We start from the raw sequence: 17,757 nt of genomic DNA, 5'->3' as shown, positions 1-17,757 counted from the left end.
CAAAGGAGACTATGTCTTACAAAAAGGATAATAAAATCAAAAGTAACTTTACCACCATCACCATTAGCCTGGCTTCGCCTGAGGCTATACTGGAGCGTTCGAGCGGTGAAGTTTTAAAACCGGAAACCATCAACTACAGGACTTATAAGCCTGAGCGCGATGGTTTGTTTTGCGAACGCATATTTGGCCCGGTTAAAGATTATGAATGCCATTGCGGTAAATACAAACGTATCCGTTACAAAGGTATAGTTTGCGACCGTTGCGGTGTAGAGGTAACTGAAAAGAAAGTACGCCGTGAGCGTATGGGCCACATTAACCTGGTGGTGCCTGTGGCGCACATTTGGTACTTCAGGTCATTACCTAACAAAATCGGTTATTTGTTAGGGCTGCCTACTAAGAAACTCGACCTTATTATTTACTACGAGAGATATGTAGTTATACAACCGGGCATTAAAGAAGGTGACGGAATTTCAAAGATGGATTTCCTTACTGAAGAAGAATACCTGGATGTATTAGATACTTTACCAAAAGAGAACCAGTACCTTGACGACAAAGATCCGCAGAAATTTGTTGCAAAAATGGGTGCTGAAGCTCTTGAGGAGTTACTAAAGCGACTTAATCTTGACGAGTTATCATACAACCTTCGCCACCAGGCTGCAAACGAAACTTCGCAGCAACGTAAAAACGAAGCGTTAAAGCGCTTGCAAGTTGTAGAAGCTTTCCGCGATGCAAAAAACAGGATTGAAAATAACCCTGAGTGGATGATCGTAAAGATTGTTCCGGTTATTCCGCCTGAACTGCGCCCGTTGGTGCCTTTAGAAGGTGGACGTTTTGCAACGTCTGATTTAAATGACCTTTACCGTCGTGTAATTATCCGTAACAACCGTTTAAAACGTTTGATTGAGATAAAAGCGCCGGAAGTGATTTTACGTAACGAAAAGCGTATGCTGCAGGAAGCTGTAGACTCGTTATTTGACAACTCGCGTAAAGTTAATGCTGTAAAAACGGAAGGTAACCGTGCCCTTAAATCACTTTCAGATATCCTGAAAGGTAAACAAGGCCGTTTCCGTCAAAACCTTTTAGGTAAACGTGTTGATTACTCTGCACGTTCGGTAATTGTTGTAGGGCCTAACCTTAAGCTGCATGAGTGCGGTTTACCAAAGGATATGGCTGCCGAGCTGTTTAAACCATTTATCATCCGCAAAATGATTGAGCGTGGTGTGGTTAAAACGGTAAAATCTGCTAAAAAGATAGTTGATCGTAAAGATCCGCTTGTTTGGGATATATTAGAAAACGTATTAAAAGGTCACCCTGTATTATTAAACCGTGCGCCTACGCTGCACAGGTTAGGTATCCAGGCATTTCAGCCGCGCCTTGTTGAAGGTAAAGCAATCCAATTGCATCCATTAACCTGTACGGCTTTTAACGCGGATTTCGACGGTGACCAGATGGCTGTGCACGTACCTCTTGGTAACGCCGCTATACTGGAAGCCCAGGTACTGATGCTTGCATCGCACAACATTCTTAACCCTGCCAATGGTACACCTATCACCGTACCATCACAGGACATGGTGCTTGGTTTGTACTACATAACTAAAGGCCGTAAAACTGATGCCGATCGTGTTGTAAAAGGTGAAGGTTTATCTTTTTACTCGTCAGAAGAAGTAATTATTGCTTACAACGAAAAGAAAATTGACCTGCATGCCTTTATCAAAGTTAAGGCAAATGTAAAAGAACGTGATGGCAGCATTGTTAGCAAGATAATAGAAACTACTGTAGGCCGCGTGTTGTTCAACCAGCACGTACCTGAAGAGGTAGGTTATATAAACGAACTGCTTACCAAAAAATCACTGCGTGATATTATTGGTGAGGTAGTTAAAAATACCGGTATGGCACGCGCTGCCCAGTTCCTTGATGATATTAAGGAGTTAGGTTTCCAAATGGCATTCCGTGGTGGTTTATCATTTAACCTTAAGGATATTAATATCCCTGAGCAAAAAGTTAAGCTTATTGAACAGGCTTCGAAAGAAGTTGAGGAGGTTATGGGTAACTATAACATGGGTTTCATCACCAATAACGAGCGTTATAACCAAATCATTGACATCTGGACCCGTATCAACAACCGGTTAACAGCCAATGTAATGGACATCCTTAGCAATGATAACCAGGGTTTCAATTCTGTTTACATGATGCTTGATTCAGGTGCACGTGGTTCAAAAGAGCAGATCCGTCAGTTGGCAGGTATGCGTGGTTTGATGGCCAAGCCCCAAAAGTCAGGCTCAGGCGGCGAAATTATTGAGAATCCTATCTTATCAAACTTTAAAGAAGGTCTGTCGGTATTAGAGTATTTTATCTCTACCCACGGTGCTCGTAAAGGTTTGGCGGATACAGCCTTGAAAACAGCCGATGCTGGTTACCTGACCCGTCGTTTACATGACGTTGCGCAGGATATGATTGTAGGTGAAGTAGATTGCGGTACTTTAAGGGGTATCTTCACTACAGCGCTTAAGGATAACGAGGATATTGTTGAACCTTTATACGACCGTATACTGGGCCGTACCTCCCTGCATGATGTTACCGATCCGTTAACTAACGAATTGTTGGTGAGCGCAGGCGAGGATATCACCGAAGAAATAGCTAAATCAATTGAAAACTCGCCGTTAGAAGGTATTGAAATCCGTTCGGTATTGACATGCGAAAGCAAGCGTGGTGTTTGTGCGCTATGCTACGGTCGTAACCTTGCAAGCGGTAAGCGTGTGCAAAAAGGTGAAGCTGTGGGTGTTATCGCAGCACAGTCAATTGGTGAGCCTGGTACACAGTTAACACTTCGTACTTTCCACGTGGGTGGTACTGCATCAAACATTGCAGCTGAGTCTCAGATTAATGCAAGATTTGATGGTATCATTGAATTTGAAAATGTGCGCACAGTTAAATATGAAACTGAAGAAGGTACTGTTGATGTTGTACTTGGCCGTTCAGGCGAGTTCCGCATCATTGAGCCGGGCAGCAATAAAGTGATCATGACCAATAACATTCCGTACGGTTCATACCTGTATGTTGAAGATGGTAGCAAAATCACAAAAGGCGATCGTATCTGCTCATGGGATCCGTATAACGCGGTTATCATTTCGGAGTTTGCAGGTGTTGCCAAATTTGAAGCAGTATTGGAAGGTGTTACTTTCCGTGAGGAGTCTGACGAACAAACAGGCCACCGCGAAAAGGTAATTATTGACACAAGAGATAAAACTAAAAACCCGGTAATTCAGGTTGCCGATAATAAAGGTAACGTAGTTAAAGGGTATAATATACCTGTAGGTGCACACATTGCGGTTGAGGAGGGTGAAAAACTGCAGACCGGACAGGTGATTGCTAAAATTCCTCGTTCAACAGGTAAAACACGGGATATTACAGGTGGTTTACCACGTGTAACTGAATTGTTTGAAGCACGTAATCCAAGTAACCCTGCTGTAGTTACCGAGATTGATGGCGTAGTAACGTTAGGCGGTGTTAAACGTGGTAACCGCGAAATGAGCATCGAATCAAAAGACGGGCAGATCAAAAAATATCTGGTTCCATTGTCTAAACACATCTTAGTGCAGGATAATGACTTTGTAAAAGCCGGTATGCCATTGTCTGACGGATCAATATCTCCTGCCGACATCCTGGCCATTAAAGGTCCGGCAGCTGTACAGGAGTACCTCGTTAACGGTATTCAGGAGGTTTACCGTTTACAGGGTGTGAAGATTAATGACAAGCATTTTGAAGTGATCGTTCACCAAATGATGCAGAAAGTGCAGATCGAGGACGCTGGTGATACCCGTTTCTTGGAAAAAGAAGCTGTTGACAGTTGGGATTTCATGATTGAAAATGATGAAATATTCGACAAAAAAGTGGTTGTCGATCCGGGCGATTCTGAAACTTTAAAAGCAGGTCAGATACTATCTTTAAGGAAACTACGTGACGAAAACTCTGCGTTAAAACGTAAAGACTTAAAACTAGTAGAGGTTAGAGATGCTATCCCTGCTACATCAAGCCCGATACTGCAAGGTATCACCAGGGCGTCGTTAGGCACCAAGTCGTTTATATCTGCAGCGTCATTCCAGGAAACTACAAAAGTTCTGAATGAAGCGGCAATAGCAGGTAAAAAAGACAACATGCTTGGCTTGAAAGAAAACGTTATTGTGGGTCACCTGATTCCTTCAGGAACCGGTTTGCGCGAATACGAAAATATACGTGTAGGTTCGCAAGAAGAGTTTGACCGCCTGATGGCTTCTAAAACCGAAGATGTAGAAGCTTAAACGGAAATAGATAATTTTGTAATAAAGCCTTTCAGAAATGGAAGGCTTTATTATTTTTAGGTGATTGATGCAGTTGTGGGCATTTAGATTAAAACCATTAACTTTATAGCATGTTTAGTTTCTTCAAAAAACCACTACCTGAGGTCCGTTTTGATTGGTTAGGCACCGATATGCATTCGCATTTATTGCCCGGCATTGATGACGGGTCGCCCGATGTAGAAAGTTCTATACGTTATATATCGGCGTTGAACGACCTTGGTTTTAACAGGTTCTTCTGCACACCCCATATATTTATGGAGTTGTATCCGAATAATCGCGAAACCATAACTGCGGCTTTGAACCAGGTAAAACAGTCAGACGAGCTAAAAGGACGAAATATACGTATCGATGCTGCTGCTGAATATATGGTTAACCAGGACTTTGGACCGTTGGTAAAAGAAACCAACCTGCTCACGCTTCCCGGTAACTATGTGCTTATCGAAATGTCATATTTGGCTGAGTCGCCAGACATTGAAGCCTATGTATTTGATTTAAGTATAAAAGGATACAAACCCATACTGGCACACCCGGAGCGATATAATTTTTATCATGGCATGCCGCAGAAAATAGAACGGTTTAAAGATATGGGCTGTTTGTTGCAACTCAATTTATTATCGGTTACCGGATATTATGGAAAGGAGGTGAAGGAAACATCACTGAAGTTGCTCAAAAACAAATGGTATGACCTCGCCGGTACTGATTTTCACCATGACAAACATTTACGTGGTATGCGCGAACCACGTGCCTGGAAAGACGGATTTGATAAAGTTAAAGCTTACGGCTTTAAAAATACAGAACTCTTCGGATAAGATCTTAGCCATCAATAACGATTCACACATATAGGGTAATTGACTAAGTGGACAGCAATGTCACCTAGTCAAATTATTATCGATAGCCATCCGATCGTCACTATTATTTTATTAAACCGCGTCTCACGTTATAAATCACATAAACTGTGGCAATCTCAGCATATGCTGCCGTCGTGCTTATTTGATTTTATTTTGTAATTTGCTTCACAATAAATGATGCCAGATACTGATTTAATGTGGTTAACAAAATAGGTATAATGGTAAGCCACATTAATAAATACATGATATTATACATCAAAATACTGAAGAAATGCATGGTTGTAGATGTCGTCAATTAATATATTTATAATTTTTTTTATAAAAAAGTGTCATTATTTAAAAAAATTTGCATTTTTGCGGACAAAATGGAAATGCGGCAAGTCGGCGGTTGCTCTTCTTATTACATAACGCCAAAATTTATCTTGAAACAAACACAAGCATATAGGTAACACTAAATAAAAAACTCTTTTATGGCTAAAAAAATAACTAAGATTTGCTGTATCGGTGCCGGTTATGTTGGCGGGCCCACGATGGCAGTTATTGCTCAGAAATGTCCGGATATTACAGTAACGGTAGTTGATTTAAACCAAGCAAGGATAGATGCCTGGAATGATCCTGATGTTGAAAATATTCCGATATATGAGCCGGGCCTTTCAGATGTAGTTGGCGAAGCAAGAGGAAGGAATTTGTTTTTCTCTACTGACGTTGATAAAGCTATTGACGAAGCTGAAGTAATTTTTATATCAGTAAACACACCGACCAAAACATATGGCTCAGGTAAAGGTATGGCGGCCGACCTGAAATATATTGAACTGTGTGCACGCCAGATAGCCCGTGTTGCTAAAACTGATAAAATTGTTGTAGAGAAATCAACTTTACCTGTAAGAACCGCGGAAGCGGTGAAAAACATCCTGCAAAACACCGGTAATGGTGTAAATTACCAAATCTTATCAAACCCTGAATTCCTTGCCGAAGGTACTGCTGTTGAGGACCTTCATGCGCCTGATAGGGTGCTTATTGGGGGAGATACAACGCCCGAAGGTCAGGAAGCTTTGCAGTCATTAGTTGATGTATATGCGCGGTGGGTGCCAAGAGAAAGAATATTGACTACGAATTTATGGTCGTCTGAATTATCCAAGTTAACCGCAAATGCATTTTTGGCGCAACGGGTTTCATCAATCAACGCCCTGTCTGAACTTTGCGAACGTACCGGAGCGGACGTATCAGAGGTTGCCAGATCAATAGGTACCGATAGCCGCATTGGCCCTAAGTTTTTGAAATCATCTGTAGGTTTTGGTGGCTCATGCTTCCAAAAGGATATTCTTAACTTGGTTTATATAGCCCGCTCATATGGCCTGAAAGAGGTTGCTGATTATTGGGAGCAGGTAATTATAATGAATGATCATCAGAAACGCAGGTTTGCCAACAATATCGTTAAGACATTATATAATACTGTTTCAGGAAAGAAAATAGCTTTCCTGGGATGGGCATTTAAAAAAGACACCAATGATACACGTGAGTCAGCCGCTATATACGTAGCTGACGACCTATTGCACGAACAGGCGGGTATCGCTGTATATGATCCAAAGGTGCCTGCTGAACAAGTTTACAGCGATCTTGATTACCTGGAAACCCGTAACAGCGAAAAAAATAAGCAATATGTTACCGTTTTCGAAGATCCCTACGAAGCTTGTAAGGATGCGCATGCGATTGCTGTATTAACCGAATGGGATCAATTTAAAGATTACGACTGGAAAAGGATATATGATGGCATGAAGAAGCCTGCATTTATATTCGACGGCCGGCACTTGCTAAACGAAGCAGCTTTAACTGAAATTGGCTTTAAGGTTTATACAATTGGCAAAGAAGCTGTAAAATAGCTTAATGTTGTAGAGAATAGCAATGCCGTCTTTTGACAGGCGTTGCTATCTGATAATAATAGAGGTTAATAAGGTGACCTACCACAAAATTCGGATTTAACGCTCGACTATGCTATCCTTAAGATCAACAATTATTTTGTTGTTAATTTTATTTATTCCTTTGCTGCTACGGTTTCAGGACCTGGAGCCATACCCTGCTGTATTGTTCCCATCGGGTGCCAACGTACTTAAAGTGTCTAATGGTACTACAGATTTAGGATATACGGAGGTATTGGGTTTACGAAAATCCGGCAAATGGGAAGTTATCGACGCCCGAGCTTTTCTAAGTCCTGCTTCTTACCAAAATTTAAGTCCGTTGGCAAAAGCGAACTTTGGAATAGAGGGATTTGATACCGTTTATAAGGGCAAATTTAAAACGATAAAAAAAATACTTAGATTTAAAAAGGTGCCACCTGGTGCTGGCGATATCCGTGAGGCAAAGCTATGGCTTAATGGCAAACTAGCCCAACAAGGTTTTATGCCAAATCAGGTTAAAATACATACTGTTACAAAAAGAATTTCGTTAGCAACCGGACGAATTGTTGAGAAAATAGTTAAAGATGAAAAAATCCTCACTTTCAATAAGTAAGATTAACGATTACTTTTGGTCGAGGGTTTTAAGATCGACAGAAAGTAACTCCCAATCTTTATCAGTTTTCAGAATAATTGCAGGTGTTTTTTTGTTGATCATTTATACCAACAATTATGCGTGGATAGGTGAAATGCCTAACGCATTTTTTATGCCGCCAATACTTAGCCCGGCTAACCTCCTAACGCATGGCTTTCCACCGAAAGAATTCTTTTGGATAATGGATTTTGCGCTTATTCTAACTGCCCTTTGTATTACCTTGGGTGTCAAAGCAAGAGTTGCAACCATAATACATGTATTAATAAGTGTAATATGCATTAATTATGCTTCGTCATTCGGTAAAATTGGCCACAATATATTTCTCTATCTGCTTTTAGGATGTATGTCGTTTTCCGGATGGGGAACGAGGTTAGCCATCTATCCGGATAAAGAAGATAAGTATCATCTGCCCGCTAAGAGCCTTTCAATACTGAGTATACTGTTGTGTTTCGGCTTTTTCTCTGCCGGATGTGAAAAAGCGCTAAACTGGATTAATTTTGATTTAACAACCAGCGGTACAGCCAAATGGTTCTACAATAGCTATTTTAATTTCGAGCGCACTTATTTTTTGGCTTCTTCGCTAAGAAACGCGCCATTTTGGATTTTTAAGGCTATGGATTTTGCAGGTGTTATACTTGAGTTGAGTCCGTTATTTTTTTTGCTACATTCCCGTAAATCATGGCAATTGTTTTTGGTATTCGCTTGCTGTTTTCACTTAACGAACGTCCTGTTTTTTAATATCAGCTTTATAAACAATGGGTTGGTGTATTTAGCGTTTATGGATTACACGAGTGCGTTTAATTACCTGAAGAAAATTCTTTCGAAGAAGACTGTTCAATTGGTGGTTACATTAGGACTTGCATTAATAGTAGCTTTGAGGATTGACAGTATAATAGATTTTTCGAGATCGATATTTATTTTTCTACCACCGGTTCCTCAATATCAAATGTATGGTATATTGTTCTTTTGGTTAATAATACTAGGCATCATATTGCGCAACCTAATCAAAACTACCCCTCTGAATTCTAGAAATAGTTCTGAATATTTACCGGATGTATAAGGAATTGCTTGGCATATTACGTTTAAAAAAGATAGGCAACTACAAGTTTACTAATTGAACACAGCTTTAAATTAAATGCATAACTCAAATGACTAAAATATTAATAACCGGTTCAGCCGGATTTGTAGGATTTCATCTTGTAAACAAGTTAGTAAAAGAGGGCTATGAAATTACCGGTTTAGATAATATTAATGATTATTATGATGTAAATTTAAAGTATGGGCGTTTGCTGGAAGCAGGAATAAACAAAGAGGACATTGAATATAACAAAGCTGTGCCAAGCACCAAGTATGATAATTACAACTTTATAAAGCTTGACTTGAGCGACAGGGATAACGTGTTAAATTTGTTTGAAAGCAAAAAATTTGACTACGTTGTGCATTTGGCGGCACAAGCCGGTGTGAGATATTCGCTTATCAATCCGCACGCTTATATTGACAGCAATGTATATGGATATTTAAATATTTTAGAAGGATGCAGAAATCACCCTGTCAAACATCTGATATATGCATCGTCTAGCTCTGTTTATGGAGCTAATAAAAAAATCCCATTCTCAGAGGATGATAGTGTAGACAATCCAGTGTCGCTGTATGCAGCTACAAAAAAATCTAACGAGTTATTTGCTTACACCTACGCGCATCTATACAAGATTCCCTCTACAGGGCTTCGGTTTTTTACGGTATATGGTACGTGGGGAAGACCTGATATGGCTTACTTCTCATTCACTAAGGCTATTTTGGAAGGTAACCCGATACAAATATTTAACCATGGTAAAATGAAACGTGATTTTACCTATATTGATGATATTACAAGGGCGTTGGGGTTATTAATTACAAAGCCGCCGGTATTAGCTGATGTTTCTGATTTTCAAGGGTTAACACTGCCGCCCGCACGGATATTTAATATAGGTAACAATACTCCGGTTGAGCTTTTTGACTTTATTAGCGAACTTGAGACAGCCGTTGGCAAAGAAGCGGTAAAAGAATATTTGCCTATGCAGCCCGGGGATGTGACTGCTACTTACGCCGACCTAAGTAAACTGGAAGGTGAGATTGGGGTTATGGAAAGAACTGATATTAAAAACGGTATTTCCACGTTTGTGAATTGGTTTAAAGATTACTACAATTATCAATAATTAAAATCTAAATTTAAGAAGCTAAGTAGTACGCTGAACTTTTTATATTTGGCCATATGAATATAAAATGAGATTTTTATCAATAACCAGAGCCGTATTGCTACTTATAGTAGTGAATACATTATTTAGTTCGTGCTCAACTAATTTAAGATATTTTAATGATCTGCCCGATTCAACAGTGGTTAATTTAAAGCCTTTGCCGCAAGAGGAGAGATATATCCAGATCGGGGACAGATTGCTTATTTCAATAGGCGCGTTTAACGACGCATCAGCCCAAATCTTTAACAGATATGGTGGTGAGCTAACAAGCGGTGGTATGGCCGGCGGAGCCAGGGCAGCAGGAGGAGCGAACAGCGAAATCTCCGGATACCTCGTTGATGCGCAGGGTAATGTTGAATTTCCTATAATTGGCAAAGTAAAAGCCGATGGTTTAACTGCAGACGGGCTGAAGAACAAGATAAGCAATTTGGTAAAAGAGTATTTGAAAGAGCCTTTAGTTACCGTTAAATTTTATGTTTTTAAATTTACAGTACTTGGCGAAGTACGCTCGCCAGGCACATTTTCGTTACCAATGCAGCGCACCACAATTTTAGACGCACTCGGAGCCGCGGGTGACTTGCCTCGTACTGCAAAACGTTACGATATTCAAATTTATCGCGACTATAACGGCAAACGTACCATAACCAAAATTGACCTTAGACAAAGCGCATTACTTAACAATGCAGATGTTTTTCAAATAAAGCACAATGATGTAATATACGTTCAACCAAGGGATAGCCGGTTTGCGGGCGAGGAGGCTAGGTTTTATACCTCTTTGTTAACAGTTGCGGCAGGGGTTTTTATATTGTTCTTAAGATTCAAGTAAAAGATAAATGGAAGAAAATAAGTCAGAAGAAAGCTCTTCAGGATTGGGGTTTGATAGCAAAAGGTACTTACTCAACATATTAGGGAGCTGGCCCTGGATTGCATTATTTTTAGTTATAGCGGTTGTATCTTCTAAACTGTATTTGCGCTATCAGGTAGCATTGTACCAGGTATCAAGTTTTATAATTATTGGCGGTGCTGAACTGGAAAGTGGCGCATCAGCAATTTTGAAATCAGCGGGCGTTATCAACAGCAGCCAGTCTACCAATGGAACGCAGATTAATAATGAAATATTCATTATGAAGTCGCAAACGCTTATTAACGAGGTAGTAGATTCTTTAAATCTGGATGTGTCGGTTTCCAGACATGGGCTGATTAAAGACCTGCCCGCAGATCTGGACTTACTACCCTTTAAAGTTATAGTAGATAAGCCATATCTTAATTTTTCGAGCCCTGAATATGTACTAAAGCTATCTAAAGATACTTACCAACTCGTACATAAAGCCAAGATTTATAAAGGCCGTTATGGCACACCAATAAGGATCAATGATTGTTCTATTAATATTGTTTTAACAAGTTCTGATGCTTATAAAGAAGATAAAGAATACTTAGTGACATTATTGAGCAGGGAGAAAGCAATAAAGAAGTATATCTCAAGATTAACAGTAATTCCTGCAGTGGAAGCCGGAACAGGGATGCTTCAGGTATCTGTAAATGACGAACTTCCTGACAGGGCAAAGAAATTTATAGATGTACTGATTTATAAATATAATCTTTCCAACTTACGCTACACAAACCAAGCTATACGTAAAGCACTAGACTTTTTAAATAGCCGTTTATACGCGGTAAGTTTGGAATTAAACGAGCAGGAAAATAAAATACGCGATTTTAAAATACGTAACCAGCTTTACGATGTTTCCAGTGCGGCAACACAAGCGTTGACCACGATTTCTGAAATTGACAAAAAGCAGTCAGATAATGATTATCAAAGCAAACTGCTGGATTTGGTTGAAGGTTACATTAAGAGCTACGACTCTAAAGAAGAAATCGTACCCAACTCGGGAGGATTACAAGATCCTGTTATTGGCGGCCTTGTCAGCAAATATAATGAGCTCGTATTGCAAAAAAGGCAAATACTCGATGAAGGAATGCCTAAAGATCCGTTGTTGATTCCAATAAACGGCCAGTTAGAAGAGATAAGAAACAATATTGTCAAAACAATCGGTAACGTAAGACGTGAACTAAAAATCAGTCGTGATTATTTGGCGGCGCAGGAAAAACAATACAGTGGCCGGTTTAGTAATTTACCTAAACAGGATAAGGAATATATCGAAATTTATAGAAACCAGGGTGTAAAAGAAACCCTTTACTTGTTTTTATTGCAAAAGAAAGAAGAAACAGAAATACAACTAGTTTCGGCAGATGTGGTTAAATCACGTACTGTTGATACCGCGCTTTTTAATGGCGTAGTGTCGCCTAAGCCGTTTTTAATTTATTCAGTAGCCGTTATACTTGGTTTACTCCTTCCATCAGCTTACATTTTTGTAAGGATGCTGCTCAATAATAAAATAGAGGCTAAGAAAGATGTTGAGGCAGTTACCAATGTTCCAATTATTGGAGAAATAAGCATGGCTAATGAAAGCGTTGATGCCATGGTTATCTCTGAACGGAATAGATCGGCCATAGCAGAGCAATTCAGGGCCTTGCGAACAAACCTGTCGTACATGGGTCAGGGTACAGAAAAGAAGGTGATTTTAGTAACATCTACCAGTAGTGGGGAGGGAAAAAGCTTTATAAGCTTAAATCTTGCTAATAGCTTGGCAATAAGCAACAAAACAGCGGTGTTATTAGAGTTTGACCTTCGTAAGCCAAGGATATCTGAAAAATTAGGTGCTTCGAAACTTGTTGGTATCTCCAACTTTTTAGTGCAGGATATAAAACCAGAAGACATTGTGCAGCCCCTTAAGGCACACAAAAATTTATCTTTTATAAGTTCTGGCCCTATACCACCTAACCCCGGCGAACTAATTCTTCATAACCGGATGAATGTATTGTTCGATTATTTAAGAAGCAATTTTGATTATGTGATAGTGGATAATGCACCTGTAGGGCTAGTATCGGATGCTATATCAATAGGCGGATTTGCTGATATATCGTTATTTATTATTAGGCACAATTATTCGGTACGGTCGTCTTTGAATCTTATCAATGAGCTACACCACAAAAAGAAGTTGCCTAACATGAGTATAGTAATTAACGGTATACAACAAAATAAAGGATTTGGTGGCTATGGTTATGGATACGGCTATGGCTATGGTTATGGATACGGATATGGGGGTTATGGATACGGATATTACTCCGATGATAAAGAACAAAGTGATATATCTCTTGCCGCACGTATTAAGGGATCATTTAAAAGGAAGAAGGGTAAATCGCAATCTTAATAAAAAGTACAAAGCCGGATGAGCTAATGGTCCGGCTTTTTTGATTTTCATAAAAAGTGCGTTTTTTTTGAAAATTTACTATTAAGATCGACGAAAATATTATATTTTGATATTATATCGTGCAATGTTTCAATAATTTATTAATTTTGCAGTACGTCTGGCTACGTCAAATTGCTTTCCTAGGGATAACGTTGGTCAGCCGAATTGCTGGAGAAACAATACTTAAAAGGTAAATATAGATGTATGTTACTGACAATCCGGCCTAAAATATGTTGATAGAATTTAAAAACAACTTTCGGGGTTATTTCACATTTTACTATAAAATTATAGGCAACAGAATATTTGCCTATTTGGTGTTAAGCATTTTGGTGAGTCTGCTTGACGGTATTGGGCTGGCTATGTTTATGCCCCTATTTAGTGCTATGAGTAAGGACGATTCTGTGTCAGCAGATGATAGCACGATGGGTGGTTTGCAATTCATTACAGACGGCATACAGGCGCTGGGTATATCTTTAAATATTACCACCGTTTTGTGCGTGCTTGGTTTACTTTTTACCTTTAAAGGGGTTTGCAAGTTCATACAGCTTAATTTTCAGGTAGACTTGCGTTATCAGTTTATACGCACTGTTCGCACTCTTTTAATTGAAAATTTAACTAAATTAAGCTATCCTGGATTTTTAAAATTAGAGTCAGGCCGCGTACATAACACGTTAACCAGCGAGGTTACAAAAGTTTTTACCAGTATGAACTTTTATTTCCTGGCATTGCAGAACGCGGTTATGCTGTTAACATATATAGGGTTAGCATTTCTGGCCAATGCTCAGTTTGCTATACTTGTTGCCATAGGGGGTGTGTTGTCCAACCTGCTTTACAAAAAGATTTACACGGCGACGAAGCAAATATCCATTAAGTTGTCAGCCAATGGTGTCAAATTCACCAGTTACATGATTCAGGCAATACATAATTTTAAGTATCTTAAATCTACTAACTATTTTAGCCGGTATTCTGAAAAGCTTAAAGATGTGATGCATGAGAATGAGGTTCTGAATAAAAGAGTAGGATTTTATAATGCTATTTCACTAAGTGCTAAGGAGCCGATGATTATGATTATTGTAGCGGGCGTGATTCAAATTCAGATATCAGTAATCGGTACAAGCCTTGGCGCGATATTGTTAAGTCTGATGTTTTTTTACCGGGCACTGAATTTCCTGGTAATCATTCAAAACAATTGGCAGTCTTTTGTACAGAACACCGGCGGCATGATGTCAGTAACATCAACCTTGAACGATATGTACGATATGCGGGAGGAAATTACCGATGTGCCCCCTCCTACTATTCAGCGCGCATTAAAAATCAAGGACGTTGATTTCTCTTACGGTGAAACTAAAATACTTGACAAAATAAATTTGGAGATGCCGCGAAATCAAACTATTGCGTTAGTAGGCGAAAGCGGATCTGGAAAAACAACATTAGCTAACTTAATATCAGGTCTTATATCTCCGGATAGAGGTGAAATAACGATAGACCAGGTTCCGCTGAATAATTATGATTTAAATGCGTTTAGAAGTAGAATAGGCTACATATCGCAAGATGCCGTAGTATTTAATGATAGCATATATAACAACATTACGTTTTGGGCAGAACCCTCTGAAGAGAATAAAAAAAGATTTTGGGAGGTGGTTGAATTGACCTCGCTTACCTCATTTATTTCCACGCAGCCAGAAAAAGAACAAACCCGGTTAGGGAATAATGGAATATTGATTTCAGGAGGCCAAAAGCAACGTATATCCATAGCACGTGAACTTTACAAAAAAGCAGAAATACTAATCCTAGATGAAGCCACTTCGGCGCTCGATTCGGAGACTGAGAAGATAATTCAGGAGAATATAGAGAAGCTACATGGTACGTATACAATGGTTATTATTGCACATAGATTATCCACCATTAAAAATGCTGATATAATTTATCTGTTGGAAAAAGGCAAGGTAACCGCTTCAGGGAGTTTTGACACCATGCTTGAAGTGTCTGAGCGGTTCAAGAGAATGGTTAATTTACAAGAAATATAACGGATGACATCTATCCTAATAACAGAGATATGAAGATACTTTATGTGGGTGACGGCAGAAGTAGGGAAAATTGGGGTGCAAAAGCTACAAGTGCAGCTTTACTTGATTTGTTAAGTAAAAATAATAGCGTTCCTAACACTGTGAAAAGTGAGTTAAAAACAAGGAAATTTAAATTACATACAAATATTCCTTTTACGGGTGGGTTAGAAAAGTTGGTGATTGATCGTAATAAAAAGCCAATATTTAAAACGTTATACAGCGTTTTAAAAAGGTTGGGATTGAAAAACGATTATATCACGGAGGACGTTGATCTATCATTGAAAAATTTTTTACATATTAAAGATTTTTATCCGGAGTTGAAAAAAACATATGTTGATTTGGTGGCCTCGGATGCTGTAGTTTTAAACGGCGAAGGAACTTTTATATTCACTACTCCGCCTCGCCGCGATGCAATTTTTTTCCTGGTAATATTAAGACTGGCGCAATCTCTTGGCAAGAAAACCTATTGTTTAAATGCTATGATATCTGATTGCCCGGTAAACGGAAGAAATCAAAGAACCGTGGATCAAATGGTTGATATTTTCAAAAAGTGTGATGGTATAACTTTGCGAGACCCTTATTCATATCAGTTTTTAAAAGAAATTGCTCCGGATTTAAAGACACGCTTCGTTCCTGACGCATTATTTACTTGGATATCTCGTATTGAGGAAAAAAACTATTTACCGACATCCCAGGATAAAATTTTGCAAATATATTACGGCAAGGAAATTAAACTCGTAAGTGGTGATTTTTCACAGCCATATATATGCATAAGCGGAAGCTCTTTAGCTGCCTGGACAAAAGATAAAGCAATATCCGCTTATGTTGATCTGGTAAATAAGTTAAAAAATACAAATATTCAGCTTTTTATTATACCTACTGCATCCGGAGATTCATTTTTGTCAGAAGTTTCACGGCTTACAAATGTTCCATTAATACCGGAAAGCATAAATATTTTTGCAGGCGCCGCAATATTAGCTAATGCAGAGGTTTTTGTATCCGGTCGTTTCCATCCATCTATTTTAGCGTCGTTGGGCGGCACACCATGCGTATTTATGGGATCAAATTCCCATAAAACCCTTACACTGCAAGATATGCTTGAATACAGTGATCCGATTGAATATAATGCTATTCCATCTGCTACAGATATTGAAGAGATATTTGACCAAGTGGTGTTGATATTGGGTAATGTGAAAGATAGAAAAGTGAAAATTAGAAACAAAGTTAGAACTTTAGCAAAAGCGGCCGAGAGAGAAATAAGCGTTTTGGTTAAATAGTATATACCTTTCAATATTTTAAAATTGTCCAGTAGCGTCAGAAATACGAATGAATTGCCGGCTTTGACAGGTATTCGTGGCGTAGCAGCCACGGGTGTGTTATTTGCACATATAAATGCCGATCTTGAAGATTGGTCGCTTATGGAAAAGTATTTGTATGCCCAGGCATACGTAGATTTATTTTTTATTCTGTCAGGTTTTGTTATAAGCTACGTTTATATGACCAAATCTGAATGGGCATATGCATACGTGAAAAAATTCTACATAGCTCGCTTTGCCAGAATTTATCCTTTACAACTTTTTAGTCTGACTATAGCATTGCTAATATTGTTAAGTAATGTATTGACTGTTGAAAATTTGCCCAATGCTATTAGTCATCAAGCTCTTATCAAGCAGGTGTTACTTCTAAATGCTATGCCTGTTGTCACCTTAAACAACACGTTAATATTCACCTCATGGTCTGTAAGTATTGAATGGTGGCTTTACATACTCGTTTTCCCGATATTATTTACGTTGAAAAACATACGAAAATATCTGGCATCCCCTTTAATTATTACATTGACGATGTTAAGCGTGGTGGTATTCTTGCATAACTTGCCTGACGATGTAAGATTTACAAGGGGATGGCCAGCGTGGATAAGGGGTGTAAGCGGATTTTCAGTGGGTTGGCTAATACATTATCATTACACAAAAAGAACTAAATTTTCAGTATTTTGCCAAAAATATTGTACTCTGCTTGTCTCAGGTTGGATGCTTACCATATTAATTTTACCACAGTTTACCTTGCAACAACCTTGGGTTGCATTAGTATTATCACCGTTTGTATTAATGGGTTTGTGTTATGATACCTCTACAGCATCTAAACTTCTATCAAATAAGGCAATTGTATTTTTAGGAGATATATCTTACTCAATTTATATGTTGCACCCCATAGTATTAATCATTTTAACAAATATATTTCCATTTTTGGATTTAAGTGATGCGTTGGTAATTATTTTATTTACTTCATTAGGAGTCGGGCTGACATTGATTACATCAAGCATAAGCTATAACTATATTGAAAAACCAGGGCGGAATTGGTTAAACCGTAAACTATATAAACGTTAACTACTTAAGAATTAGGTGACGTAACGATAGATA

At 38.8% G+C, this 17,757-nt stretch carries 11 protein-coding genes; all 11 read left to right on the top strand.

Features of this window, described 5'->3' with window-relative positions; genetic code table 11:
* The first annotated feature begins 11 nt into the window (after positions 1 to 11).
* The gene (rpoC, locus tag DJ568_RS02035) at positions 12 to 4,298 is read left to right on the top strand and encodes a DNA-directed RNA polymerase subunit beta' (RefSeq protein ID WP_114003561.1); all 4,287 of its coding nucleotides are present in this window, start codon (positions 12 to 14) and stop codon (positions 4,296 to 4,298) included.
* A 110-nt stretch (positions 4,299 to 4,408) separates the two neighbouring features.
* Positions 4,409 to 5,146: a tyrosine-protein phosphatase gene (locus tag DJ568_RS02030; protein ID WP_114003560.1), complete on the top strand. Its 738-nt coding sequence runs from the start codon at positions 4,409 to 4,411 to the stop codon at positions 5,144 to 5,146.
* 509 nt (positions 5,147 to 5,655) lie between these two features.
* The gene (locus tag DJ568_RS02025; RefSeq protein WP_114003559.1) at positions 5,656 to 7,065 is read left to right on the top strand and encodes a UDP-glucose 6-dehydrogenase; all 1,410 of its coding nucleotides are present in this window, start codon (positions 5,656 to 5,658) and stop codon (positions 7,063 to 7,065) included.
* A 139-nt stretch (positions 7,066 to 7,204) separates the two neighbouring features.
* The gene (locus DJ568_RS02020; RefSeq protein WP_147238693.1) at positions 7,205 to 7,693 is read left to right on the top strand and encodes a hypothetical protein; all 489 of its coding nucleotides are present in this window, start codon (positions 7,205 to 7,207) and stop codon (positions 7,691 to 7,693) included.
* The gene (locus tag DJ568_RS02015) at positions 7,665 to 8,792 is read left to right on the top strand and encodes a hypothetical protein (protein WP_114003557.1); all 1,128 of its coding nucleotides are present in this window, start codon (positions 7,665 to 7,667) and stop codon (positions 8,790 to 8,792) included. Before DJ568_RS02020 ends, DJ568_RS02015 begins: the two co-directional genes overlap by 29 nt.
* Before the next feature lie 88 nt (positions 8,793 to 8,880).
* Entirely contained in the window at positions 8,881 to 9,927 is a 1,047-nt protein-coding gene (locus tag DJ568_RS02010) for an NAD-dependent epimerase/dehydratase family protein (protein WP_114003556.1), read from the top strand.
* 67 nt (positions 9,928 to 9,994) lie between these two features.
* Complete coding sequence (locus DJ568_RS02005) at positions 9,995 to 10,792, top strand: polysaccharide biosynthesis/export family protein (RefSeq protein WP_114003555.1); 798 nt, start codon at positions 9,995 to 9,997, stop codon at positions 10,790 to 10,792.
* A gap of 7 nt (positions 10,793 to 10,799) precedes the next feature.
* Entirely contained in the window at positions 10,800 to 13,235 is a 2,436-nt protein-coding gene (locus DJ568_RS02000) for a GumC family protein (protein ID WP_114003554.1), read from the top strand.
* 269 nt (positions 13,236 to 13,504) lie between these two features.
* The gene (locus tag DJ568_RS01995) at positions 13,505 to 15,301 is read left to right on the top strand and encodes an ABC transporter ATP-binding protein (protein ID WP_114003553.1); all 1,797 of its coding nucleotides are present in this window, start codon (positions 13,505 to 13,507) and stop codon (positions 15,299 to 15,301) included.
* A gap of 29 nt (positions 15,302 to 15,330) precedes the next feature.
* On the top strand, positions 15,331 to 16,617 hold the full coding sequence (locus DJ568_RS01990) for a polysaccharide pyruvyl transferase family protein (RefSeq protein WP_114003552.1): 1,287 nt from the start codon (positions 15,331 to 15,333) through the stop codon (positions 16,615 to 16,617).
* A 54-nt stretch (positions 16,618 to 16,671) separates the two neighbouring features.
* Positions 16,672 to 17,724 carry an acyltransferase family protein gene (locus DJ568_RS01985; protein ID WP_158534852.1) on the top strand — a complete coding sequence of 351 codons (1,053 nt, stop codon included), beginning with the start codon at positions 16,672 to 16,674 and terminating at the stop codon, positions 17,722 to 17,724.
* The last annotated feature ends 33 nt before the right edge of the window (positions 17,725 to 17,757 follow it).

The sequence above is a fragment of the Mucilaginibacter hurinus genome, from assembly GCF_003324525.1.
GTDB classification, from domain to species: Bacteria; Bacteroidota; Bacteroidia; order Sphingobacteriales; family Sphingobacteriaceae; genus Mucilaginibacter; species Mucilaginibacter hurinus.
This window is presented reverse-complemented; position numbering and strand designations above follow the sequence as displayed.